This window comes from Deltaproteobacteria bacterium HGW-Deltaproteobacteria-6, assembly GCA_002840435.1.
GTDB lineage: Bacteria > Desulfobacterota > Syntrophia > Syntrophales > Smithellaceae > UBA8904.
Window position 1 is genome coordinate 48680 of the sequence record PHAT01000008.1, and the last position, 23787, is coordinate 72466.

General features: G+C 51.9%; 25 protein-coding genes. 5 read left to right on the forward strand and 20 right to left on the reverse strand.

The window, feature by feature from the left end; translation table 11 throughout:
* Positions 1-41: 41 nt before the first annotated feature.
* Both CVU71_16375 and CVU71_16380 read right to left on the reverse strand, forming a co-directional pair.
* Positions 42-287, reverse strand: a complete 246-nt coding sequence (locus CVU71_16375; GenBank protein ID PKN17353.1) for a hypothetical protein — start codon at positions 285-287, stop codon at positions 42-44.
* On the reverse strand, positions 288-1235 hold the full coding sequence (locus tag CVU71_16380; GenBank protein ID PKN17425.1) for an acyl-CoA desaturase: 948 nt from the start codon (positions 1233-1235) through the stop codon (positions 288-290).
* Between the two features lie 430 nt (positions 1236-1665).
* On the opposite strand from CVU71_16380, the gene CVU71_16385 reads away from it, so the two are divergent.
* The 5 genes from CVU71_16385 (at position 1666) to CVU71_16405 (ending at position 6569) form a co-directional block, all read left to right on the forward strand.
* Entirely contained in the window at positions 1666-2436 is a 771-nt protein-coding gene (locus CVU71_16385) for a Ku protein (GenBank protein ID PKN17354.1), read from the forward strand.
* A 13-nt stretch (positions 2437-2449) separates the two neighbouring features.
* Positions 2450-3232, forward strand: coding sequence for a Ku protein (locus CVU71_16390; GenBank protein PKN17355.1), 783 nt, complete (start codon positions 2450-2452; stop codon positions 3230-3232).
* Positions 3229-4134: an ATP-dependent DNA ligase gene (locus tag CVU71_16395; GenBank protein ID PKN17356.1), complete on the forward strand. Its 906-nt coding sequence runs from the start codon at positions 3229-3231 to the stop codon at positions 4132-4134. Before CVU71_16390 ends, CVU71_16395 begins: the two co-directional genes overlap by 4 nt.
* Positions 4135-4229: 95 nt before the next feature.
* Positions 4230-5831, forward strand: a complete 1602-nt coding sequence (locus CVU71_16400; protein PKN17357.1) for a hypothetical protein — start codon at positions 4230-4232, stop codon at positions 5829-5831.
* A gap of 27 nt (positions 5832-5858) precedes the next feature.
* Positions 5859-6569, forward strand: coding sequence for a DUF72 domain-containing protein (locus CVU71_16405; protein PKN17358.1), 711 nt, complete (start codon positions 5859-5861; stop codon positions 6567-6569).
* A 135-nt stretch (positions 6570-6704) separates the two neighbouring features.
* On the opposite strand, the gene CVU71_16410 is transcribed toward CVU71_16405, so the two are convergent.
* The 18 genes from CVU71_16410 to CVU71_16495 all read right to left on the reverse strand — a co-directional run bounded on the left by CVU71_16410 (position 6705) and on the right by CVU71_16495 (position 23781).
* Entirely contained in the window at positions 6705-7304 is a 600-nt protein-coding gene (locus tag CVU71_16410) for a hypothetical protein (protein PKN17359.1), read from the reverse strand.
* Between the two features lie 118 nt (positions 7305-7422).
* Entirely contained in the window at positions 7423-7617 is a 195-nt protein-coding gene (locus tag CVU71_16415) for a hypothetical protein (protein ID PKN17360.1), read from the reverse strand.
* 1 nt (position 7618) lies between these two features.
* Positions 7619-9007 carry an NAD synthetase gene (locus tag CVU71_16420; protein PKN17361.1) on the reverse strand — a complete coding sequence of 463 codons (1389 nt, stop codon included), beginning with the start codon at positions 9005-9007 and terminating at the stop codon, positions 7619-7621.
* Between the two features lies 1 nt (position 9008).
* Positions 9009-9290 carry an NAD(P) transhydrogenase subunit alpha gene (locus CVU71_16425; GenBank protein ID PKN17362.1) on the reverse strand — a complete coding sequence of 94 codons (282 nt, stop codon included), beginning with the start codon at positions 9288-9290 and terminating at the stop codon, positions 9009-9011.
* Positions 9291-9295: 5 nt separating this feature from the next.
* Positions 9296-10489, reverse strand: a complete 1194-nt coding sequence (locus CVU71_16430; GenBank protein ID PKN17426.1) for an NAD(P)(+) transhydrogenase (Re/Si-specific) subunit alpha — start codon at positions 10487-10489, stop codon at positions 9296-9298.
* Between the two features lie 19 nt (positions 10490-10508).
* Positions 10509-13571 (reverse strand): multidrug efflux protein, encoded by a 3063-nt coding sequence (locus CVU71_16435; protein ID PKN17363.1) that lies wholly within the window; start codon positions 13569-13571, stop codon positions 10509-10511.
* A gap of 15 nt (positions 13572-13586) precedes the next feature.
* On the reverse strand, positions 13587-14717 hold the full coding sequence (locus tag CVU71_16440; protein PKN17427.1) for an efflux transporter periplasmic adaptor subunit: 1131 nt from the start codon (positions 14715-14717) through the stop codon (positions 13587-13589).
* A gap of 20 nt (positions 14718-14737) precedes the next feature.
* Positions 14738-16252, reverse strand: coding sequence for an RND transporter (locus CVU71_16445; protein PKN17364.1), 1515 nt, complete (start codon positions 16250-16252; stop codon positions 14738-14740).
* 170 nt (positions 16253-16422) lie between these two features.
* Positions 16423-16713 (reverse strand): hypothetical protein, encoded by a 291-nt coding sequence (locus CVU71_16450; GenBank protein PKN17365.1) that lies wholly within the window; start codon positions 16711-16713, stop codon positions 16423-16425.
* A 183-nt stretch (positions 16714-16896) separates the two neighbouring features.
* Positions 16897-17352 (reverse strand): universal stress protein, encoded by a 456-nt coding sequence (locus CVU71_16455; GenBank protein PKN17366.1) that lies wholly within the window; start codon positions 17350-17352, stop codon positions 16897-16899.
* A gap of 41 nt (positions 17353-17393) precedes the next feature.
* On the reverse strand, positions 17394-18011 hold the full coding sequence (locus tag CVU71_16460; GenBank protein ID PKN17367.1) for an NAD(P)H:quinone oxidoreductase: 618 nt from the start codon (positions 18009-18011) through the stop codon (positions 17394-17396).
* A gap of 326 nt (positions 18012-18337) precedes the next feature.
* A complete protein-coding gene (locus tag CVU71_16465; protein ID PKN17368.1) occupies positions 18338-19162 on the reverse strand; it encodes a hypothetical protein in 825 nt (274 codons plus the stop codon).
* Between the two features lie 70 nt (positions 19163-19232).
* On the reverse strand, positions 19233-20393 hold the full coding sequence (locus CVU71_16470) for a hypothetical protein (GenBank protein PKN17369.1): 1161 nt from the start codon (positions 20391-20393) through the stop codon (positions 19233-19235).
* 3 nt (positions 20394-20396) lie between these two features.
* Positions 20397-20780: a hypothetical protein gene (locus CVU71_16475; GenBank protein PKN17370.1), complete on the reverse strand. Its 384-nt coding sequence runs from the start codon at positions 20778-20780 to the stop codon at positions 20397-20399.
* Positions 20773-21540, reverse strand: coding sequence for a phosphoribosyltransferase (locus CVU71_16480; protein PKN17371.1), 768 nt, complete (start codon positions 21538-21540; stop codon positions 20773-20775). Before CVU71_16480 ends, CVU71_16475 begins: the two co-directional genes overlap by 8 nt.
* Positions 21541-21674: 134 nt before the next feature.
* Positions 21675-22793: a sorbosone dehydrogenase gene (locus CVU71_16485; GenBank protein ID PKN17372.1), complete on the reverse strand. Its 1119-nt coding sequence runs from the start codon at positions 22791-22793 to the stop codon at positions 21675-21677.
* 15 nt (positions 22794-22808) lie between these two features.
* Complete coding sequence (locus tag CVU71_16490) at positions 22809-23276, reverse strand: NUDIX hydrolase (GenBank protein ID PKN17428.1); 468 nt, start codon at positions 23274-23276, stop codon at positions 22809-22811.
* Between the two features lie 43 nt (positions 23277-23319).
* Positions 23320-23781 carry a YHS domain protein gene (locus CVU71_16495; protein ID PKN17373.1) on the reverse strand — a complete coding sequence of 154 codons (462 nt, stop codon included), beginning with the start codon at positions 23779-23781 and terminating at the stop codon, positions 23320-23322.
* Between the last annotated feature and the right edge of the window lie 6 nt (positions 23782-23787).

The following is a 23787-nucleotide window of genomic DNA, read 5'->3' on the forward strand; positions in this document are numbered from 1 at the left end:
GACGACCCGCACTCTTCCTTTTTAATTTTTGACGGATATACCTAAACAATTCTGAACACCCATCTGTTTGACTTGATCGATCTGGGCTTCAATTGCGTTGATGTGCTCCTCTTCATCATCAAGCGCATATATTTATTGATAATTATAAACATCCGACGGTCAATAACAATCCCAATAAAATCATAGTAGACTGAGAGGTATAATCTGCCACTGTGAAATCCGGGATGGAGATTAATGGCAAAATAGTCACCCGGAAAAAAACGGCATGGAAACATAAAGGTTCCCATTCAAACATTAATGATCTTACCGGATTCTCTTTTTTCTTTCGGAAGGGGCCGGATGCTGCTGACAATTCCCAGCACCGACAAAAGGAGGATGAGATAATAAGTGATATCGACCTCATACCAGTAGAAACCATTACGGTTGGAAATTGCATAATGATGATGGTTATTGTGCCACCCTTCTCCCAGCGTCAGAATCGCGAGAACGACATTGTTCCTGCTGGTGTCATCCGTATTATATCTGCGAAAGCCGAACATATGATCAAAAGAGTTTATGGTGAATGTGGCATGCATCACCGCAATGCTGGAAATAAAAAATCCCCAGACCAGCATCTGTGTTCCGTTTGTTTTGAGCCCGGGAGCAAATACCGCAAGCCAATGACCGGCCCCAAAAAGCAGGATGGCAAATATAACGGGGACAACGATATCGAATCGGTTCAGCCATACAAGCTCGGGAAATTTCACCCAGTCTTTCACATATTCATATCGTGTTTTGAAATTCTCACGGTCAAGAACCCATCCGATATGAGCCCGGAAAAAGCCAAGTTGTGAAGGCGAATGAAGATCTTCAGGTTTATCGGAATAGGCATGATGATGCCTGTGATTGGCAGCCCACCATAATGGACCGCGTTGAAGGGCGGAATTTCCGAGAACCGCAAATAGAAATTGCATAATCCTGCTTGTTTGGAAAGTTCTGTGGGAAAAATAGCGGTGATAAAATCCCGTAATCGCGAACATGCGGACGACATAGAGCCCAATGGCTGTATTAACCGCAGTCCAACTCCAGCCGACGATGAATGGGGCCAAACATGTCAGGTGCAGCAGGGCCAGCGGTATACCGCGAACCAAGTCGTATCTTCCTTTTCTGCCGATTTTGACCAATTCCGGCGTGTCGGAATCGATCCACCTGGCCAGCGACCGTGCAGTTTGTGATCGTTTCAGGAATGCAAACATTTCTCTCATGGCAGAAACCCCTTAGTCATAAACCTGGTCTTGTTCTAATCCGCAATGAAGCCCCACAGAGCCGATTGAATTCTATTGTATTATCTGTAAAATTTAAAATGAATCCTTTTAAAGTCAATATACGGATGACCTCTTGTAGGGGCACAAGGCAAAGCAGCGGAGCGTGCATCATCTCATTGATATAATTTATTTTATAATGATTTCCGATGTGCGACCACCCTCCTTTTCCATTTTTTTTTGATCGGCGGGCCCTTTTTTTACAAGCAGGCAAAATGGCCATAATGTAAAAATTTTTGTAATGTGAAAAAGTGGCGCAGGGATTGATTGCATTGTTTGTTTACCGGTTTTTTGCTGTTTGACAGCAGGTCTTTCGTGCATACTTTTATTAAAATAATTTAGAAAAACGTCTGGGGATTTTGCAATGACAGGCAGAGCAATCTGGAAAGGAAATATCCATCTTGGACTCATTGACATCCCTGTAAAGCTGCATACCGCGGTCAAAGAAGAGCACATTCAATTCCACCTTCTTCACAAAAAAGATCATATCAAATTAAAGCAGCAAATGATCTGCGCGCATGAAAAAGTGCCGGTGCCGCCCGAAGAGCAGATCCGGGGATTTAAACTGGACGACGGAAGATATATACTGGTCACGCCCTCGGAGCTTGCGGAAACGCTGCCCGAAGACAGCCGGGTCATTACCGTTCTGGAATTTGTCAAAGCCTCGCAAATCGATCCTCTCTTCATTTCACGCGGCTATTATCTGGAACCGGAGAACCGGGACAAAGCCTATCTGACGCTTGCCGCGGCGCTTGCCGATCTGGATGTGGAAGGCATCTGCACCTGGACCATGAGAAAGCGGTCCTATATCGGAGCCCTGCAGGTGAGCGGCAGGCTTCTCCGGCTCAACACGCTCCGGTACGCCGATGAAGTAATCCCTGCATCGTCACTTGACCTCCCACATACGTCAATATCGGAAAAAGAACTGCAGATCGCAAGCGACCTGATCGGCCACCTGACCGCTTCTTTTGAACCTCGGAAATTCGAAAATGAACACGAAAAGAAATTGCGGCAGTTGATTGATAAAAAAGCACGGGGTGAAAAGATTGTGATCCTGCGGCCGCAGCGCCGGAAACCGACATCGCCTGACAAACTGCTGCAGGCGTTGGAAGCCAGTTTGAAAAAAGTCGCCTGAGGGAGAAACGTAAATGGCCATGCAAAGTATATGGAGCGGAACGATCAGCTTCAGCCTGGTGGCAATTCCGGTGCAACTGGTCCGGGCGGTCAAGCCGGACCGGGTTTCTTTCCGCCTGCTGCACACCAAAGATTATTCTCCCCTCGCAAGAAGAATGTTTTGTCCCCGGGAGGAAAAGATCGTTTCGCCCGAGGACATCATCCGGGGATATGAAATCGGTCCCGATGCCTATATTACAGTCACGGATGAAGAGCTGGAATCCGTTTCCCCCGAGCGCAGCCGCACGATCGAAATTGTCGAATTCGTGAATCTTCCCGATATCGATTCCATTTATTATGATCACCCCTACTACCTGGTGCCTTCCAAAGGCGGCGAAAAAGCGTATCAGTTGCTGGCGGAGGTGATGCGCCGGACAAATAAAGCGGGGCTGGCTAAATTTGTTATGGGGGAACGGGAATATTTTGTCGCGATTAAAAATATCGAAGGGGCGCTGTCGCTGATCACCCTGCATTACAGTGAAGAAATTCTTCCCGATGACGGTATCCTGCCCCAAGCAAGCCCGGCCGATGCTTTAGAGACGGCCCGCATGAAAAAAATCATCAAGGAAATGATCGTCGGCTTCCATCCGGACCGCTACACCAATGAGCGCCGGAAAAGCATGCTGACGATTCTCAAAAAGAAGGCCAAAAAACAGCCTCCGGTTATGCCGCCCGAAGTCGCAGAGGAAGATGAAGGCCCCGTCGATCTGGTGGCGGCGCTGGAAGCCAGCATGCGGAAGGTGAAAAAGAAACGTTGAATAGAAAAGCGGCTCAGATTGCAGGAAGAAACCTGTCTTTATCCAACCTGGAAAAGGTCCTCTATCCTTCCACCGGGTTCACGAAGGCCCACGTTCTGGAATACTACCGGCTTGCCGCCCCGTTTATTCTTCCGCATCTCGCGGACCGGGCGCTGACCTTAAAACGTTATCCCGACGGCGTGGCAAACGACTATTTTTTTGAAAAGCGCTGTCCCGTCCACCGACCGTCCTGGGTGGCCACGGCGGAAATCGCACGCGACAGCGGCGGGCCCATGACGGTCTGTCTGGTAAATGATCTGGATACGCTGATGTGGGTGGAAAATCTGGCCGCACTGGAGCTGCATGTGCCGCTTTCGCGCGCGGCCGCGCCGGAAAATCCGGATGCCGTCGTTTTTGATCTCGACCCCGGTCCCGGCGCCGGCCTTCCGGATTGTCTGCGTGTGGCGCTGATCCTGCGGGATCTGCTTGCCGGGTTAAAGCTTGCTTGTATTCCCAAAACATCGGGGATGAAGGGGCTTCATGTGCTGGTTCCCCTGAATCACAAAGAAACAACATTCGACAACACCAAGAAATTTTCCAAATCCGTGGCCCAGGTGCTGGAGCGCAACTATCCGGACCTGGTCACATCCAAAATGGCCAAGGAGCAGCGGATCAAAAAAGTTTTCATTAACTGGTCTCAAAATGATTCGTCCAAGACCATAGTTTGCGTTTACTCCCTGCGGGCAGGCGATCATCCGACCGTCTCGTTTCCTCTGGCCTGGAAGGAACTGGAACATTTGGAAAGCAAAGGCGACCCGGATAAAATTCAGGTCGAACACGCCGAAGCCATCAGCCGCCTTAAGAAATCAGGCGATTTGTTTGCCGGGATGCTGACGGTGAAGCAGCGCCTCCCTTATTTATAATACCCCTTAACGGGACGAGCGTTAATTCTCCGCAGTGGCTGCGATACCATAACGTTCATTTCATGCCCCGAGAGCTTGCTGCGAGGTGGTAGATTATGGCCCTGAAAGATTACCTGTCCAAACGCAAATTCGGGAAGACGCCCGAACCTCCCGCCGCCCTTCATCCTGCGGGAGGCCGCCTTGTTTTTGTCGTGCAAAAGCACGCCGCCCGCGCACTGCACTATGATCTGCGGCTGGAGATGGAAGGCGTTTTGAAAAGCTGGGCCGTCCCGAAAGGCCCCTCGCTTGACCCCAGCCAGAAACGCCTGGCGGTCATGGTGGAAGATCATCCTTTCGATTACAAGGATTTTGAAGGCGTGATTCCGGAGGGAAACTACGGAGCGGGCAGCGTCATTATCTGGGACCGCGGCTTTTATTCCCATCCCGCCGAACCGGATGAAAACCACAGCGAAAAGCTTTTTCTGGAAGGGCTGAAAAAAGGGCATCTGACATTTATTCTGCACGGGCAAAAGTTGCAGGGGGAATTCGCGCTGGTTAAAACACGTCAGAATGAAAAGTCCTGGCTGCTTTTGAAAAAGCATGACCGCTATGCGACAACCGAAGACATTCTGAAAGACAACCGGTCCGTCGTCTCCCATGAGAATCTCGAAGACGTGACGCACCGCAATCCCGGGCGGCATCCAAAGCGGGAGAAGATTGATCAGATTCATTTACGCGAAACCCTGGAAAGTGAAGACCTGAAAGAGGCGCCTGTTGCGCCCATACCGCATCATATCCGGCCGATGCTCGCAACCCTGGCGAAAAAGTCTTTTGACCATCCGGACTGGATATTTGAAATGAAGTGGGACGGGTACCGGGCCATTGCCGAAATCGAAAACGGAACGGTTCGGCTGTATTCCCGAAACGGAATTTCGTTTGATAAAAAGTTTTCTCCCGTTTTTGCAGCGCTCACGACTTTCCCTATGGAGGCCGTGCTGGACGGTGAAATTGTTGTAGTGGATCGTGAGGGACGTCCGGATTTTCAGATGCTTCAGGATTATCAAAAATCGGGGAAAGGCCATCTGGTCTATTACGTTTTTGATCTCCTTTATCTTCAGGGACATGATCTGACCGCCCTGCCCCTCTCAACGCGGAAAACGCTCCTGAAAAAAATCCTTCCGGCGTCTCCGAACGTAAAAATAAGCGATCACATCGCCGCCGACGGCGCCGCGTTTTTCAAGGTTGTCAAGGATGCCGGGCTGGAGGGGATCATCGCCAAACACGCATCCAGTCTTTACTCCGCGGGCAAAAGAAGCGCAAAATGGCTTAAAATCAAGACGCACCTCACGCAGGAGGCCGTCATTGCCGGATTTACCGAACCCCGGGGCAGCCGGAACGATTTCGGCGCTCTTGTGCTGGGAGTATTTGAAGGGAAAGATCTGGTTTTTATCGGGCATACCGGCGGCGGATTCAGCGCCGGAATGCTCAAAGAAATCCGCGGAAAACTCAATCCCCTGATCCGCAGAAAATGTCCTTTTAAGACAGAACCCAAAACCAATACAGAGGTGACCTGGGTAAAGCCGTTGCTGGTTTGCGAAGTGGAGTTCCGCGGCTGGACTTCCGAGGGCCTGATGAGACAGCCGGTTTTTTCCAGGATGCGTGAGGATAAAGATGCTAAAGACGTGGTTCGGGAAACCGTCTCCGTCACCGCCCCGTAAAAAAAGGCGCCACGGTAGAATAATCTTATGAAATTTTATATTGGAACCAGTGGATATGGCTACAAGGAATGGAAGGGTAGGTTTTACCCGGAAAAAATCTCTCCCCATGACATGCTGGGCTTCTATGCCGGCCATCTCGGCGCAGTGGAGATGAACAACACCTTTTATCATATGCCTACGGACGCCGTCCTGACCTCCTGGACCCGGCAGGTGCCTGCCGATTTTATCTTTGCCTTCAAAGCGCCCCGGATCATCACACATTACAAGCGTCTCAAAGACGTGGGCGCGGAGATTTCATATTTTTTCCGGACGCTGACCGTCCTGCACAGCAAACTGGGGCCGGTGCTTTTTCAGTTTCCTGATCGTTTTCAGGCGGACCACAAACAATTGGAAGATTTTCTCATACTGCTTCCCGCCTGGGCTTCTTGTGCCTTTGAGTTTCGCAGTCCGTCCTGGTTCACGGATATGACTTTGCAACTGCTGCGGGCAAAAAATTGCAGCCTCTGCATAACGGACACCGACGAGCATCCGGCGGGAGCTATCGCAAGCACCGCGCCATGGGGATATCTGCGGCTGCGCCGGTCGGATTACACGGATGCCGATCTCTCATTGTGGCTCAAAAAAATCCGACTTCAAAAATGGAAAGCCGTCTTTGTCTTTTTCAAGCACGAAGCTCAGGCGAAAGGGCCTGAGTTGGCGATGCGTTTCAGAAAGCTTGCGGAAACCAGCGACACATAATATTTCATTTGAAGCTCCCTTGCAATGCTTCAGTAAAGCTTTACACTAATGTCATTTCGAATCCCGATATGTCGGGATGAGAAATCCTTGTCCCGAAACAATGGCCGTTCTTATAAAAACCTGATCGGGCAACCATCAACCCGGGGGCAAATTTTTTCCGAATTGTTCAATTTCTTTGCCCGCTTCCTTCAGGCCTTTTCCAACATCATCAGCGACGGCGCGGCCCTTCGCTTTCAATTTCACGGACAGCTCCCTGGATTTTTTCAGGGCATTTTTCGTGCCGGCTTCAATTTTCCGACCGGTCCAGGCAAAGCCTCTTTCCAGATAAGTTGCCGCCTTATCAAGAGACTCACCTGCCTTGACCGACTCTTTCTTCGCCCATGATTCGGCGGACCGGGCATGAGCATCCAAAGCCAGAGCATGATAAGCGCGCCCGAAGGCATCCTCCATCTTTTTGACGGATGTCACGGACCCTTTTTTCACGTCACCGGCCAGCTTTTCCAGTTCTTGGGCGGAATCGGCAAGCGCCGCCTTACTCTTTTCGGATGCCTTCATCGATTCCTTTTTCATAAACGCAGCGCTTTTTTTTATCTGCGCCGCCGCAGCATCCATTTTTTTATCCAGATAGTTCTGTTTCGCCTTCTGAAAATTCTGTTCAATGGATAACGGTGATTCCGGGGCCGCAACAGCTGTCCACGGCAGGATTAACATCATAAAAGCAATGACGATAGTCATATGGAAAAATGCACCATGGCAATCGTGCCGTCGATGAGATACGCAGACGGGTGGTTGATCGAAAGATAAATAAAACCGGCGTAATAAATACACTGAATAATCCAGCCACTGCAGGTATTCAGTTTTCCGCATCTTTGCTGATGGGATGAATCCGCAGATGAAGGAGCCAGCCTCCCAAGGCAATGCCAAAAATGGCCGGAAGCAATATCGAATATAATCTTTTTTCTTCATTATTTTCCTCCTGCATTTTATATTTCAGATGGACTTTCTGATGTTTTTCATCATGCAATAATAACCGGACCCTGAAAATCATTTTACAACGCTTCAATAGCGGTAATGAGTTCCTGAACTATTTTTTTCCCATCGCCGAAGAGCATCATCGTATTATCGGCTGCGAAAAGTGGATTGGGTATTCCGGCAAAGCCCGGGCTTAAGCTCCGCTTGATCACAATCACCGTGCGGGCATGATCGACATTGAGAATGGGCATGCCGGCAATAGGACTTTTCGGATCGGTTCGGGCCAGCGGATTAACCACGTCGTTGGCCCCGATCACCAAAACCACATCCGTCCGGTCAAATGTCGGATTGATTTCATCCATGGTTTTTAATTTGTCATAGGGAATGTTCGCTTCTGCAAGAAGCACATTCATATGGCCCGGCATTCGGCCAGCAACCGGATGGATGCCGAATTCAACATCGATTCCCCGAGATTCCAAGAGAGTTACCAGAGCGCTGACGGCATGCTGTGCCTGCGAAACTGCCAGACCGTAGCCCGGCGTAATGACAACACGCTGTGCCGTATCGAGGAGCATGGCCGCATCGTCCGGACTTACGGATTTCACGCGTCCTTCGTAGATATCCGCTGCCCGGCCGGTCTGAGTGGATGATCCTGTTCTTCCAAAAACACAGTTTCCAAATGAACGGTTCATCGCTTTACACATAATTTTTGTCAGGATCACACCGGATGCCCCGACGAGCGCTCCGGAAATAATCAGAAGATTGTTGGACAGGACAAATCCGGTTGCCGCCGCCGCCAGGCCTGAGTATGAATTGAGCAGCGCAATAATCACCGGCATATCCGCGCCGCCGACCGGAATAATTAGCAGCACGCCCAGAATCGAGGAAACCGCAACCAATGCCCAATAGGCCCAGTATGCCGATGGATCGATGACAAGAATTCCGCCAAACGCAGCTATGATGATCATAAGAACAACATTCAGTCCATCCTGCCCCTGAAAACGCAAGGCTTTTTCCGTCGTAATGCCCTGAAGTTTGCCGAAGGCCAAAAGGCTCCCACAAAAGGTCACGGCGCCGATGAAACCGGCTGCTGCTGTGGATAGTGTGAATTGGATGGAAGGGTTTTGCGTAAGCAGAATGATTTCTGCAAATGCGGCTGCGGCAACCAATACCGAAGCACCGCCGCCCAGACCGTTGAGCACAGCGACAATCTGCGGGACGGCCGTCATTTTTGCCTTTTGCGCAAGGATGATCCCGGCTGCGGAACCCGCCAGCATTCCGGCAAAAATGATTTCATAACTCACGATCCGGCGATCGAAAAGTGTTATCAGAACCGCGATCAGCATCCCCAGCGCGCCCAGCCTGTTGCCACGCGTTGCCGTCCGCGGATGCGCCAGATCCTTCAATCCGAACACAAAAAAGGATGAAGCAACCAGATAGGCGATATTGACGTAAATGCTGTTCACATTATTCCTTTCTTTTAAACATTTTAAGCATCCGGTGCGTAATCAGAAATCCGCCGACAACATTGATGGTTGCAAAAGCAACGGCAACAAATCCTAAAACGGAGATCAGCAGCGATTCCTTTGCGCCGGCGGCAATCAGGGCCCCGATCAGGGTGATGCCGGAGACGGCATTGGCGCCCGACATCAGCGGGGTGTGCAGAATGGGGGGCACTTTGGTAATGACTTCAAAGCCCACAAAGGTGGCCAGAACAAAAATGGTCAAAGCGGTAATGAAAGCATCCATTAATTTTATCCTCCCGTCATTTCATTTTGGGAAGCGGTCGCAGGTTCGAGTAATTTATTGACTGCCGGATGTATGACCCGGCCGTCCCGTGTAATCATGGTTTCACGGATGATTTGATCATCCAAGTTAAAGTTTGCCGGAAGTATTTTACCGTTGCCGGTCAGGTGCAGAATAAAATTTACGACATTGTTGGCAAACATCTGGCTGGCATGATAGGGAACCGTCGAGGCCAGGTTTTCGGGTGCGATGATGGTTACATCGTGTTTTAAAACTATTTTACAAGACTCCGTGAGTTCGCAGTTGCCGCCCTGTTCACCCGCCAGATCAATAATGACCGTACCCGGAGACATTCTTTGCACCATCTCTTCCGTAATCAGGATCGGCGCTTTGCTTCCGAAGACGGCGGCGCTGGTCACGACAACGTTACTTTCCATGATCGCCTTGGTCATTAACTCGCGTTGCCGAAGGTAGAATGCCTCATCCATTGCCCGGGCATAGCCTCCGCCTGTTTCAGCATCCTGAGCTTCCGCGGGCAGATCCAGAAACTTTGCACCCAGACTCTCTACCTGCTCTTTGGCCGCCCCGCGAATGTCCCAGGCCTGCACCAGGGCGCCAAGTCTCCGGGCAGTGGCTATCGCCTGCAGACCAGCCACGCCGGCGCCGATAATGAATACATGGGCGGGCAGAATTGTACCGGCCGCCGTCATTAGAAGCGGAAACAGGCGGGGAAGATGATCGGCAGCCAGAATAATGGCCTTGTAACCGGCAATCGAAGCCATGGAAGATAGCACATCCATGCTCTGCGCCCGGGCTATTCGGGGCATGAGTTCCAAGGCAAATGCGGTTACCATATGATCGGCCAGCGCTTTGACCGAAGTCGGTGCACCCAGCGGGTTTAAAAGCCCGATCAGGACCTGACCCTCGTGCATCAGGGAAAGATCATCCTCATCTATCATGCCTTCCCGATTCAGAGCATGAACCTGGAAAATGTAATCGCTTTGATCAAAGACAATTTGCCGGTCTGAGACAATAGCAGCGCCTCTGGCCCGGTAATCCTGATCGGTAAAGCCGGACAGGCGGCCGGCCCCTTCCTCCATTAGGACTGTAAAACCGGCAGCCGTGAGCCTGGGAATGACCTGGGGAATCACGGCGACACGCTGTTCGCCGGGATACATTTCTTTAGTGATGCCGATATTTATCATTTTCTATCCCTGCTTTCTAACTTCCTTTTTCTTCATCAACGTCTTTTGAGTGTTCCGCAGCCAGCAGCAGATACATGCCGGGTACGACAAAAATGGTGAACAATGTGCCGATGGCAATGCCGGTCATAATCACCAGGCCCATATTAAAACGGCCCTCGGCGCCGGCGCCCGATGCCGTAACCAGCGGCACCACCCCGACAACCATGGCGGCCGTCGTCATCAAAATCGGGCGAAGCCTGATGCAGGCTGCCATCTCGATGGCATCGCGCTTATTTTCGCCTTCTTTTTGCAGATCATTGGCAAACTGAACAATCAGAATGCCATGTTTGCTGATCAATCCGATCAGCGTCACAAGGCCGACCTCGGTATAAATATTGAGGCTGGCGCCGCCCACGCCCAGACTGATGAAGATCATGGCGCCGCAAATGGACATGGGCACGCTGATCATCACGATCAGCGGATCGCGAAAACTTTCAAAGAGCGCCGCGAGAGCCAGATAAATGATGAACAGGGCAAAAATAAATGTCACCAGAAGCGTGCTCGATTCATTCATGTACTGCCTGGACTGGCCGGCATAGTCAATGCTGTATCCCTGCGGCAGCAGATCCACGGCAATATTTCTGAGCGCAGCCAGGGCATCACCCAGGGTGACTCCGGGGGCGGGCACCGCTGAAATCGTCGCCGAATTCAGTTGTTGAAAATGATTGAGCGATTCCGGCACAACACTGGTCTTCAGATCGACAATCGTTGAAAAAGGAATGGATGCACCGCTTGACGTTTTGAAATAGTAATCCCGCAATTGACTTGTGTTAAGTCTGAAATTCTGCTGGACTTGGGGAATCACTTTGTACGACCGGCCCTGCAGATCAAAATAATTGACATAGCCGCCGCCCAGCATCGAGCCCAACGCGGAGCCGACGTCGCGCATGGTCAGTCCCATCTGGGCCGCTTTATCCCGGTTGATGTTTAAAATGGTCTGCGGCTTGTCAATTTTCAGATCCGTGTCCACATAAGCAAACAGGCCGCTCCGGTAAGCAGAGGCCAGCATGTTTTGCGATATCTCATTGAGATTTTCGAAGGATTCCGTTGTGCCAATGATAAATTGCACCGGCAATCCGCTGGTGCCCGGCAACGGCGGTCTTAAAAAGGAGACGGCCTGGGCGCCGGCGATGCCGCCCAGCTGCATCTGAACCTGCGGGTTTAACTGCATGGTGGTGCGTTTGCGCTTATCCCATGGTTTCGTCACCATTCCGGCCACGGCCGTATTCAATCCATTAACGCCGTCAAATTGAAACACATGATCCGTTTCGGGGTATCCTTTGATGATATCAAATACCTGCCGGGTATTGAGTTGCGTCTGCGCAAGCGTCGCATTCGGCGCAGCCGTAATGAAAGAAATGATAATGCCCTGATCTTCCTGCGGAGCCAGTTCACTATTGGAGCTGATAAATAAAAAATAATTACTGAAAATGATCAGGACGGCGAAGACAATCGTCACCGGCAGGTAGTCCAGAGCCGTGGCAAGCATTTTTTTGTAGATGCGGCGCAAAAATTCAAACTGGCCGTTGACAAATTTTTCAAAACGGTTTTGGGCGGCATCGCTTCCCCCCTTCAAAAACCTGGAGCACATCATGGGAGACAAGGTTAAGGCGATGACAGCCGATACGGCCACGGCGGCGGCCAGTGAGTAAGCAAATTCGGTAAAGAGCGCTCCGGTAAGGCCGCCCATAAAACCAATCGGGACATATACGGCAATCAGCACCACGGTGATGGCAATGATCGGCCCGGCCAGTTCTCTCGCTCCATCGATGGCCGCCTGCACCGGCGACAAGCCCATTTCGATATGCCGGTGAGCATTTTCGACGACAATGATGGCATCATCGACGACCAGCCCAATGGCGAGCACCAAGGCCAGAAGGGTCAGCAGATTAATCGAATACCCGAGAAGCAGCATGATAAAAAACGCCCCGACCAGAGACAGCGGGATGGCAATCGTCGGGATGATGACGGAACGAACCGACGCCAGAAACAGATAAATCACGATCGTGACAATCAACAGCGCCTGGAGGATCGTGATGATCACTTCTTCGATGGAGCTGTTGATGTATTTGGTGGCGTCGTAGACGATGCGGCCTTTGAGTTCGGAGGGAAACTGCTCCTCGATGGGAGGAAAAGCCTTGCGCACCTTGTCAATAACAGTCAGCAGATTGGCGCCCGGCGCTACTTTAATGCCGATAAACGTTGCCTTGTCGCCGTCAAAGGCAACCGATGTATCATAGTCTTCCGACCCCAGTGTAATTTTGCCGATATCACCGAGGCGGATGATGGCGTATTTGCGGGATTTAACGATCAGCGCCTTAAATTCCTCCACCGAATGAAGCGTGGTATCGGCCACCAGATTGACGGTAATCATCTGTCCCTGTGTGCGGCCGATGGCGGAGATAAAATCATTGTCGGCCAAAGCATTGCTTACATCCGTCGCGGTTATGCCATAGGCCGCCATCTTCTGCGGATCGAGCCAGATGCGCATGGCGAAGCGCCTGGCACCCAGAACCTCGGCCGTCTGAACGCCCTCCACCGCCTGCAATTTCGGCTGCACCACCCGAATCAGATAATCGGTTATTTTATTGGCAGGCATGACTTTGCTGTAGAAGCCGATATACATGGAGGCGATGGTTTCGCCGATGGCAACGGTGATAACAGGATGTTGCGCATCTTTCGGCAACTGGTTGAGGACGGCATTTACCTTCGTATTGATTTCCGTCAGCGCGGAATTGGGATCGTAATTGAGGCGCAAATTGGCCTGAATGGAACTGACGCTTTGCGTGCTGGTCGAGGTGAGGTAGTCAATCCCGTTGGCCTGGGCAATCGAATTTTCCAGGGGGGTGGTAATAAAGCCCGCAACAACCGACGGATCTGAGCCGGTATACACGGTTGTCACCGTCACCACCGCATTTTGAGTGTAGGGAAACTCCCGGACCTTTAACAGGCCGATTGAACGCAGTCCCAGTGTTAAGATCAGCAGGCTGATTACAATGGATAAAACCGGCCGCCGGACAAATATATCCGTGAAATGCATGGATAATCCTTTCGCTCATTCATCGACAGTCACTGGCGCTGCATCATTTTTGGGTTGAAACTTGTTATCAATGACCACGGAGCTCCCCGATTTCAGTTTGAAATGACCGCTTGTCACAACCGTATCACCCTCTTTGACGCCGCTTAGTATGGCCACCTGATCTCCGCGGACCGGCCCCGTTGTGACGATGGATTGCTTCACGGTCCATGCCTCGCGTCTGGCCTGATCCTGCGCGCCTTTTTCAACAATGAAAACCATTTCTCCATAGGGGTTAAAGGAAACGGCGGTCTGAGGAAGCGTCAGATACTTATTGACAACACCCGTCTGAATTTCGATGGAAACAGACATGCCCGGCAGAAGTTCGCCCCGGGCATTGCGAATGACGGATTCCACCTGGATATTGCGTGTTTCCGGATCGACCTTCGGATTAATGGTTGTAATGATTCCCTGAAACGTCCGTCCCGGATACGCGTCACTCACTGCAATAATGCTCTGGCCTTTTTTTATACGCCCCAGTTCCTGCTGGGGCAGATAGAAATTGCCATAGAGGGCGTCCAGAGACTGCAGGGTAACAATTTTATCACCGGCGTTGAGGTATTGCCCGAGATTAACCATGCTGATTCCCAGCCGTCCATCAAACGGCGCCCGGATAGACTTTTTCGCAACAAGCGCCTGCTGCTGCGCAAGCAACGCCCGCTTACTCTTGAGATCGGCCTCATCGGCATCCAGGACGGCCCGGCTGACAGCCGAAGCGGCATACTGCCTGACGTCGCGATCATAAACGATTTTAGCAAGCTCCGCCGCCGCTGCCAGGGAATGCATCTGCGCCACATCCGAATCGGCATTAAGCTCAACCAGAAGCTCGCCTGCCCGGATATTTTGTCCCGGTTGAAAATGAATCCGGCGCACCAGACCCGATATCTCGCAGGTCACATCCACGCCGCGAACGGCGCGCAGGCTGCCGACCACCCTGAGCTGCGGCTGCCAGACTTTTAATTCGGCTTTTGCCGCCGTCACCGTTACCGGAGGCATCTTCCGGCCGGCCATTGATTTCCCGGCCATCTGCGTCTGAAGAGCCTTGTATCCGAAAATACCGCCGAAGATAATCCCCGCCGCCAGCAGCATGATCACCATACCCCTGACCATTCTTTTTCGTTGTTCAGAAATCATTGGCGCTTCTCCTCAATAGATTCCGAGGTTTCCACATGCTTTTCATTGCTGTCCCACCAGCCGCCGCCCAGCGCCGCAAAGAGCGCCGCCGTATCGGCATAACGGGCTGCCTGCGCCTGAATCAGGCTGATCGCAGCACCCTGATACTCACGCTGGGCGTTGAGCAGAAAAAGATAATTTACCGCGCCCAGTTCATACTGCCTCCGGGCCAGCGCAAGGGATGTCCATGCCGCCCGTTCAGCCGTCGCCCGGGCCTGCAGGGCTTTCGCATCGGTCTCCAGCGTGCGCAGGACATCGGCCACGTTTTGAAAGGATTGCAGAACCGTCAGGCGGTATTGCGCCAGGGCTTGATCGTATACGGCGATGGCCGCACGCTTTCTTGCTGTGAGCGCTCCGCCTTGAAAAAGGGGCTGCAGAAGCCCCGCCCCAAAATTCCAGAGAATGGAACGGCTGTCCAGTAAATCGCCTATATTGTTGGATGCAAATCCATACGAACCGGTCAGTGTAATTCGGGGATATAGATTGGCTGTGGCAACGCCGATTTCCGCACTGGCTTTGTGCAACACCGTTTCGGCCGCTTTGATATCCGGGCGCTGACGCACTAATGCGGAAGGCATGCTGACAGGCAGTTCCTGCGGCAGAGACATCGCATCGAAGTCAAATTCCGGAAGTTGTATTTCCGCAGGTGCTTTTCCGACGAGAACAGTCAGTTGATGGCGGACCATCGACAGATTTTTTTCAAGTAAAGGCAGCGCAGCCTGACTTTGCGCCAGTTGAGTCTGCTGAGTCAGGACGTCAGGGAGGGAGACAGCCCCGGCTTCATAGCGTTTTTCGACAAGCTGCAGCTGCTCTTTCTGAAAATTAACAATTTCTTCCGTGGCCCGCAGCTGTTTGCGAAGCGAGGCCTCAAGCAACGCGGAGGTTACGATATTGGAAGTCAGCATGAGATAAGCCCCCTCCAATTGATATTCCTGGAATTCCACCTGGGCATCCAGAGCTTCCATTTGCCTTCTTAACCCGCCGAAGATATCCAGCGTGTAGGAAACGCCGATGGTCGCGTTAAACAAGCTGAAGGGATCGATGGACGCGTCCGGTTGGCCCAGTGAAGCTCCCGACAGTTTCTGGCGGCCGGCGGATGCGCTTGCGTCAATACTTGGAAAAAACGCTCCCAGCCGGGCGGCGCGGTTTTCGCGGGCTTCACGCAACCTTGCCTGCGCAAGAGCCACGCTCGGGCTTTCCTGAAGAGACAGGCGGATTAACTGATCCAGAGTTTCTGATTGAAATAAAGTCCACCACTGGCGGGGAATGTCCTGCCCGGCGATAAATATTTGCCGGGCTCCTCCGGCTGCATCCGCGGCAACGGTTTCCGCGGGCATCGGAGAAGATGTATACCGGTCGACGGACGGGGCGTCCGGAACCTGAAAATCAGGACCGACCGCACAGCCGATCAAAAACAGGGCACAAAGCACCGTAATAAATATTGGCCTCAGCGGATATAAAATCATTTTCATATTCGTAAGAGAACTTCTGCGGTGGTGATCCGGACTCTCAGACTCGTCTTTCAGATGAAATCCCGGGTCTCAGTTCTTCCGATCCTTTCGGCAAAGAAACCGCACTTCATGTTCATTAAATATGACTGAAATTCCCTCATCATATACAGGTGGTGCATTTAAAATCCCGGCTACATCTTCATTCCGGCCGCCCCGGTGCTTTCCTGGTTAACAAAATAAGATGTAAAATATTTGTATTTTTCATCGGCGATCATTTTAAAGTCATTGCGCCTTTTCTGGTAAGCCGAAACCCAGTCATTGACAAATTTTTTCCCTTCTTCGGGCATCCAGTTGGTTTTCTCCATCGCGGTGGTGACCATTCTTGCCGATTGATCCTGGACAGAGCTGATCATGTTAAAGGTGTTATCCAGCATCGATTTATTCAGCGCAAACATCTCTTTTGCCATTTGTTGATTATCCATTTTACTGCCTCCTTCCTGAATGTTGATATTTAGGTTCATCCTATCGGTTAATTGATGATTTACAATAATGGTTGTTCCATAGGTTAGTGATAGGATGATCCTATGACAAAAAATAATGAAAAGACCTCAATGCTGCTTCCGGCAAGAGACAATCCGCATTCACTGGATATCCGCATTGTCTGTTTATGATTCCACCCCACAGGCTTCCGGCCTGACTAAAAAAATTGAGCAGGGCATGGCTCTGATGATTTCATCATTGCTTCCCCCGACCAGAAAATGCTCTATGCGGCTTTCTTCGTGGCTGCGGAGGACCAGCAGATCAACATGTTCTTCTTTTATCGTTTGAAGAATAACCTGCGACGGAATGCCTTCTTTAACGATTTCCTTAATGTCCAACCCCTTCTTTTTTTCCGCATGGATTATTTTATGCAACTCTGATTTTCGCATTTGCATGTCCCTTTTGAGCTCCTCTTCAATTGCGACCATCGGCAGGTTCCAGCCTTTCAGCCAGGTCGTGTCCATGACGTGCAATATGGAAAGTTCAGTTTGATACTTTTGGGACAGTGAAATTCCGGCTTTCAAGGTATTATCACAATACCTGGTCAGCCAGCTCACGGCGAGAATGCGTCTGAAATCCATTCTTTCACTCCCTTCCTGTCATTGTGTATGCGCCGTACGTTTTAATCTTTGCGGGACAGTTTTGCGGCTATCTGGGCGACATGCTTTCCCTGGTATCTTGCCGCATTCAGTTCATTTTCACTGGGCATTCTTTCACCCTTGCCGCCGGCTATCGTGGACGCGCCATACGGAGAAGAACCGGTGATTTCATCAATGCGCATTTGCCCTTCAAAAGCATAAGGCAGGCCGACAATGACCATTCCCTGATGAAGCAGTGTGTGATGAAAACTGAGAATGGTTGATTCCTGACCGCCGTGCTGCGTTGCCGAGCTGACAAAGACACTTCCCACCTTCCCCACGAGAAGCCCCTTCGCCCAGATCCCTCCGGTGGCATCGAGAAACTGCCGCATCTGGCCGCACATGTTGCCGAAACGCGTCGGTGTGCCGAAAATAACGGCATCGGCCGAAACCAGATCATCTACAGTACAGATATCAATATGAGCCGTTTCCTTTTGAAAATTCAAAGCCCCCATTTTCTTTAAAACATCTTCCGGTAATGTTTCGGGCACACGGCATATTTTGACCTCCGCGCCTTTGACTTTTTTTACCCCTTCGGCCACGGCTAAAGCCATTTTGTAGATGTGGCCATACATCGAGTAATAGGCAATCAGAACTTTCATATTTTTGTTCTCCTGTCCTTTGATAGTCTTTTCATTTGAATCATGATAACGGTTCTTTTTATCGTTATCCTTCTTTCAGCGATATCTTTCTGTTTGAATTCAATAATAAAGGGTTGCAGAGAACAATACTGATTAATTGTAAGCAAAATAGCAGGCAATGCCTACCATACCGGCGGGATTTCCCGGTTTCTCCCGTTTGGACTACAGGGATACGGAACCGTCCCGCCCCCTGCGCGGGGAAACCGACGTCCAATGCCCCGCTTTGCACACATCAATGGATAATTTTTTTGCCGCTTGACTGAATAAACTTTCCTGCCGGCTGCTTTCTATTGCTTCCTGATAAACGTGCCTGCTTCAAGCTCTCTGAAAGCAGTTTCCAGTTCTTCCGGAGTATTCATCACGATCGGGCCGCCCCAGGCGATCGGTTCGTTGATCCGCCGGCCGGTGACAAACAGGTAATGGACATCTTCAATCGCCTGTACCTCAATGATTCCGCTTTCCGTAAAGAGAATCAGCTGAGCTTTTTCCAGCTTCGTTTTATCAAACTCGCCGGTCCCTTCGATCAGATAGCAAAAACCGGTATATCCTTTTTTGACAGTATGGGACAGGCCGGCTCCCTTTTTTAACCGGACATCCAGGTACTCGACATCTATCACCAGTTCCTGCACGGGCCCGGTAATGTTCTGGTAAGCGCCGGCGATGACCCGCACTTCTCCGCCCGGTATCCTGACGACCGGTACGTCGCGGTCAAGGATGCCCCGGTAGCGCGGCTTCATCATTTTACTTTTTGCCGGCAGGTTTACCCACAACTGCAGCCCGTGCATCATTCCCCGGGAAGGCTGCGGCATTTCCTGATGAATGACGCCGCCGCCCGCGGTCATCCATTGAATGTCCCCCGGCCCGATCGTGCCTGCGTTGCCGATATTGTCGCCATGTTCGACTGTTCCCCCGAGCATATAGGTCACTGTCTCAATTCCGCGGTGAGGGTGCCAGGGAAAACCCTTGATATAATCGTCGGGATTGTCTGAACCGAAATGATCAAGAAGCAGGAACGGGTCGGTAAGTTTGGTGTGGTCATGCGCGAAAATACGCCTCAGCTTAACGCCCGCGCCGTCATATGTTGAATGTCCCCGTAGAATTATTTGTTTCATCCGCCCCCCTGTAAACTGATGCTAAAACCTTCCCTGTCCGTCTGTTTCCATCCCCCGCCCGCTGATTCATTCATACCTTTAAAAACTCTTCCGGAGCCAGCGATGCAGCCAGCATGACGTCGTTGATGTCGCAATGATCCGTCCAAGTCCCGGCGCTCTGATGCGAGGGCGAAAGCCAGAATTTTTCAATAGCCTGCACCGCCGGCCCGTAATGGAGAATCTTTTCAATCAGCCCACCGGCCGCGCCGCCGAATAATGCGGGAAAATCCGCCATCCGTCTTTGCAGTCCTGCTGCCGCCTGCAAACCGATGGAAAGACCAAACTCACGAAACGGCAGGCGGTAGCGTGCGGACACAGCGAGCGTATTTCCCTGAAAGAAGGCCGTCATTCCTTTCAAAGCCGAAGACAGGATGTTTTCCAGGAAATCCGGCATAAAGGTCACACCTTTAATCTTCATTTGTCCGACACGAAAGGCTGCGTCGAGCAGGCCACCCAGCCCCAGAGGATCATCCGTTGTCCAATCGCGGCCGCGGCACAATATGGACATTTCATTAATTTCAGCTCCGAGGTCCGGACCTGATTCTGCTCCCCGCGGGCCGGAACAAAGCTCGTAATAAGTAATCAGACCGTCCAGAGGATCATGATGCCCCATCGACACCACGAGGGGACGGGTCAGATCAATGCTCATTTTCCAATACATCCGCGGCGGACCGCCGGACATCGGCGCGTCCGTGAACCGGGCGTGCGCAGTGCGCGCCAGCTCCCGGGCGAAACGATTGAATTTCGAGTCGCCCGTTACGCAGCCGGTCCGGTGAAGGGCATGCATCCATTTTGTCAGGTAATGAAAATATTGGCCGTCCCGGTCCCACTCGAGGCGGTCGTCGTCGGGGTCCTCCAATCGCTTCTCGGGAAGATTTTTTCCGATTCGCAAGCCGCCCGCCGTCGGATGAGCCCGTCCCTGTGCTTCATCCAAACCACTGATCCAGCCCCGGCGGGTATCGTCCGGCCGGTGGCGTCCCAGGGTTTCGTGAACCTGCAAAATGAGATCCAGCGCCAGTTTGCGGAACCGGTCCTCCTCCGTCCGCCGATAAAGTTCAAGAAAATTGCAAACGGCAAAAGCATCCGTCCAGAGATAGCGCCGCGGCGGTTTGTCCGGCGCGGACAACCCCGTTCTGTCGGCAAATGCGAGCATCAGGGATTGAACAATGGATAAGGGATCGGATCGTCTCATGGGTCAGCCCCCTGCGCAGGCAGCCCCGGGATCCTCCATTATTTTGTCGGGCGGAATCTCCCGTTTTGGAGCGGGCATAGCCGCCCTGGGACGAAACATGAAAAATCTGCCGGTTCTGACGGAAACCGCGCTCGAAATTACAACCGATCGCCGCGATTCCGGACGACCGCAATCCGGGGAGGAAATGGAACCGTGGTTTCTTTCGACGGGACCGGCAGGGGCGGCGATCCTATTCCCGTAAATAACGGTATAGAGAATTCCCTTTCTGTTTTGCCTCGCGCCGCAAATGCCATACTTCGATTCTGATATTTCGCATTCATGGACGCACAGGTAACAATGAACCTTTTGATGATCCATTTTATTCCAGAAAAGGGCTTCTTTAATCATGACGTTTTCCCCTGCGATTCTTTTTAAATTTTTCCAGATCCTGCATCACTTCATCGTCAGTCAGATCATGCCATTCCTCATAGAAGCCCGCCACAGCGAAAGGATATGTGGACGAGACAACCGGACACACAACCTGGTCAGCCTCTCTGCTGACAATTTCCCAACCGTTCCCCGAAGCAACCGGCGCCGCCGCCACAACCGCTTGTGCTCCGCGCCGGCCAAGGGACCTGACCGCGGCCACCATCGTATAGCCTGAAGCTATTCCATCATCCACAATAATGGCTTTTTTCCCTGTTACTGACGAAGGCTCCAGAACCGCCTGGAATATTTTTTTGCGTCTCGCAATTTCAGCACTCACTATTTGGGCATGGTGTCTGATCTGTGCCTCCGTCAAATGCAGTTCGCGCACCAGCGGTTCATTGAGGACAATGATGCCGTCTTCCGTGACGGCGCCATAGCCGGCCTCCGTATGATGAGGAATCGGTATTTTTCGCGGCGCGATGATATCCAGATCACAGTCGAGTTCCCTGGCAACTTCAACTGCGACGGGAACGCCCCCGCGCAGGACGGCAAACACAACCACGTCGCTTTCCCGAAAGGATATCAGACGCAAAGCGAGATAACGCCCCGCATCCTTTCGATTGCGGTATGAATACTCAGGATAAGGCATCATCACACACCAGGTGATACGGCGAATGTTCTGCTCCATTATTGACCCGGCCGGACGATCTCCCGGCCGAAACGGTCCGGATTCTAACATCCACGAAAGTATGTATATTATATTTAGTCCTGCGCCCGGTAACAGGCAATGAGGATTAAATGGAAGTATAATAGCAGGGATAACCTACCTGATCTTTTTATTCACACCGGCAGGGGATGATCCGGTCCCGTATGTTATGGATAGGCAATTCGGTAGATCCTGTCCGCTTTGTCATCCGAGACCAGAAGTGCGCCGTCGGGCATGACCAGGACATCCACGGGGCGGCCGCTTACGGAACGGCCCGAAAGCCAGCCTTCAGCAAACACTTCATATCGCTTAGCCTTGTTTCCTTCCAGCGCAACGGTTGTTATGCGGTATCCAATGGGCGTGAGTCTGTTCCAGGAGCCGTGCTCGGCGATAAAAATGCGATGATGGTATGGTTTGGGAAACATCCTGCCCGTGTAAAAACGCATGCCCAGCGCTGCGACATGAGGCCCCAGTTCGATGGCGGGCGGCACAAATTCCCGGCAGGCCTTTCCGCCGCCATATTCAGGATCGGTGATTGATGCGCCGTGACAAAAAGGAAATCCAAAATGCAGGCCTTTTTGCGGAGCACGGTTGAGTTCATCCGGCGGCAAATCACTGCCCATCCAGTCCCTGCCGTTATCCGTAAACCACAGTTCCCCGGTCCCGGGATGCCAGTCAAAACCGACCGTGTTGCGCACACCATGGGAAAATATTTCAGGTAGAGAGCCATCCGGCCTCATCCGCGTAATAGTCGCGAATATTTTATCGGGACTGAGGCAGACGTTGCAGGGAGCGCCGACCGGGACATAGAGCAGGCCGTCCGGGCCAAACGCGATAAACTTCCAGCCGTGATGACGGTCCTTCGGAAATCCTTCATAGATCACAACCGGCAAGGGAGGATTCTTTAAACGGTTTTCAATGTTATCGAAGCGCAGAATACGGTTGATCTCCGCGACATACAGCGAAGTGCCGCGGAAAGCCACGCCGTTGGGGGAATTGAGCCCTTTCGCAATGACGATAACATCATCCGCAAGGTGATCGGCGTTCCGGTCGACAATCGCGTAAACTTTGCCCTCACTGCGCGACCCGACAAAAACCATGCCCTCGGGAGAGAGCGCCATGGACCTTGCGCCCGGCACGGAAGAGGCGTACACACTGATCTCAAAGCCGGGCGGAAGTTTGATCCGGCGGGGGTCAAACGCGTCGGCCGAACAAAGCATCACCTGGCACAAAATAATCGCAAGCGCGATCCCGATTACAATTTTGTTTTGATGTGCCATTTTCATGATCTCTCCTTGACCTCAGCGGGAACGATCAAGCTTTTTCTGAAGCTGAAGCAGTAACGGAGCCTGACCTGGCAGTATCTTGCTAAGCGCGATGTCCACCGGAAGCCAGGCTGCCTGATCGACTTCTGGAAACTCCTGCAGCAGCCCGGAGTTTGCAGGCCACTCCAGCGAAAATGTATTACTCTTCAACCGGGCGGGATCAAAATCCCCCGCGACGGCCCAGGCAAAAACGATTTTACCGCTGGGCTGACGAACAGGGTCCAGGGCAATGAAATTGCCGCCGGGCGTCATACCCGTTTCTTCTTCAAATTCACGTCTGGCCGCAGTGAGCGGCTCTTCGGGAGGCTGGAATTCCCCTTTGGGAATCGACCAGATCCCTTCATCTTTTCCGGTCCATAACGGCCCGCCGGGATGAACCAGCAGCACCTCGAGCCTGCCGTCCACGTTCCGGTAAAGAAGCAGCCCCGCGCTCTTTTTAGCCACAGACACACCCGTCTCCACCTGCTGTTCCATCAACGTTTCACCGTCATTTTCCGCCGGAGAACTTCACCCAGTTTACATCCGCCTTCCTGATATGGCCGGGAATATCCCTGCTCCATTTTTCATGCGCGGACCGGCTGCAATTCAGATAAAGTTTCCCGTCAACCATCTGCCATACATCAGGGTCCGTGCGGGCTTGACGACCCTGCGACATGGCCCAGGCGCAATAGCCGTCATACTGCGGCGCGTATTTTTCCGGACCGGCCGTAAATAAATCCAGATTTTCTTTCGTCGAAAAATGCCAGGTAAGGCCATGCCATTTATACGTAAATGACGCACTGCCTTTCACCGGTTTGCCGGCCGTAAAATAGGAAACAGCATCATACCCGCTGATGGCCGCGTCATCCATCCATGCCATTCCGGCAGCCGTCCCGCCGGCGCCGGTCAAAGACAGGAACACAAACGAACTGATCATTAAAATTTTGTCTATCGCTTTCTGTAATTTCATATCGCT

Excerpts from the sequence above, each read along its gene's own strand:
- CVU71_16455 (PKN17366.1), bottom strand. The coding sequence starts at position 17,352 with ATGGATTTCAGACGCATTCTCGCCGTGAGCTGGCTGACCAGGTATTGT.
- CVU71_16480 (PKN17371.1), bottom strand. The coding sequence starts at position 21,540 with ATGTTAGAATCCGGACCGTTTCGGCCGGGAGATCGTCCGGCCGGGTCA.
- CVU71_16375 (PKN17353.1), bottom strand. The coding sequence starts at position 287 with ATGGGAACCTTTATGTTTCCATGCCGTTTTTTTCCGGGTGACTATTTT.
- CVU71_16470 (PKN17369.1), bottom strand. The coding sequence starts at position 20,393 with ATGAGACGATCCGATCCCTTATCCATTGTTCAATCCCTGATGCTCGCA.
- CVU71_16390 (PKN17355.1), top strand. The coding sequence starts at position 2,450 with ATGGCCATGCAAAGTATATGGAGCGGAACGATCAGCTTCAGCCTGGTG.
- CVU71_16465 (PKN17368.1), bottom strand. The coding sequence starts at position 19,162 with ATGAAACAAATAATTCTACGGGGACATTCAACATATGACGGCGCGGGC.
- CVU71_16495 (PKN17373.1), bottom strand. The coding sequence starts at position 23,781 with ATGAAATTACAGAAAGCGATAGACAAAATTTTAATGATCAGTTCGTTT.
- CVU71_16440 (PKN17427.1), bottom strand. The coding sequence starts at position 14,717 with ATGGTCAGGGGTATGGTGATCATGCTGCTGGCGGCGGGGATTATCTTC.
- CVU71_16425 (PKN17362.1), bottom strand. The coding sequence starts at position 9,290 with ATGGATGCTTTCATTACCGCTTTGACCATTTTTGTTCTGGCCACCTTT.
- CVU71_16380 (PKN17425.1), bottom strand. The coding sequence starts at position 1,235 with ATGTTTGCATTCCTGAAACGATCACAAACTGCACGGTCGCTGGCCAGG.
- CVU71_16405 (PKN17358.1), top strand. The coding sequence starts at position 5,859 with ATGAAATTTTATATTGGAACCAGTGGATATGGCTACAAGGAATGGAAG.
- CVU71_16410 (PKN17359.1), bottom strand. The coding sequence starts at position 7,304 with ATGACTATCGTCATTGCTTTTATGATGTTAATCCTGCCGTGGACAGCT.
- CVU71_16460 (PKN17367.1), bottom strand. The coding sequence starts at position 18,011 with ATGAAAGTTCTGATTGCCTATTACTCGATGTATGGCCACATCTACAAA.
- CVU71_16415 (PKN17360.1), bottom strand. The coding sequence starts at position 7,617 with ATGATTTTCAGGGTCCGGTTATTATTGCATGATGAAAAACATCAGAAA.
- CVU71_16400 (PKN17357.1), top strand. The coding sequence starts at position 4,230 with ATGGCCCTGAAAGATTACCTGTCCAAACGCAAATTCGGGAAGACGCCC.
- CVU71_16485 (PKN17372.1), bottom strand. The coding sequence starts at position 22,793 with ATGAAAATGGCACATCAAAACAAAATTGTAATCGGGATCGCGCTTGCG.
- CVU71_16475 (PKN17370.1), bottom strand. The coding sequence starts at position 20,780 with ATGATTAAAGAAGCCCTTTTCTGGAATAAAATGGATCATCAAAAGGTT.
- CVU71_16445 (PKN17364.1), bottom strand. The coding sequence starts at position 16,252 with ATGAAAATGATTTTATATCCGCTGAGGCCAATATTTATTACGGTGCTT.
- CVU71_16385 (PKN17354.1), top strand. The coding sequence starts at position 1,666 with ATGACAGGCAGAGCAATCTGGAAAGGAAATATCCATCTTGGACTCATT.
- CVU71_16435 (PKN17363.1), bottom strand. The coding sequence starts at position 13,571 with ATGCATTTCACGGATATATTTGTCCGGCGGCCGGTTTTATCCATTGTA.
- CVU71_16450 (PKN17365.1), bottom strand. The coding sequence starts at position 16,713 with ATGGATAATCAACAAATGGCAAAAGAGATGTTTGCGCTGAATAAATCG.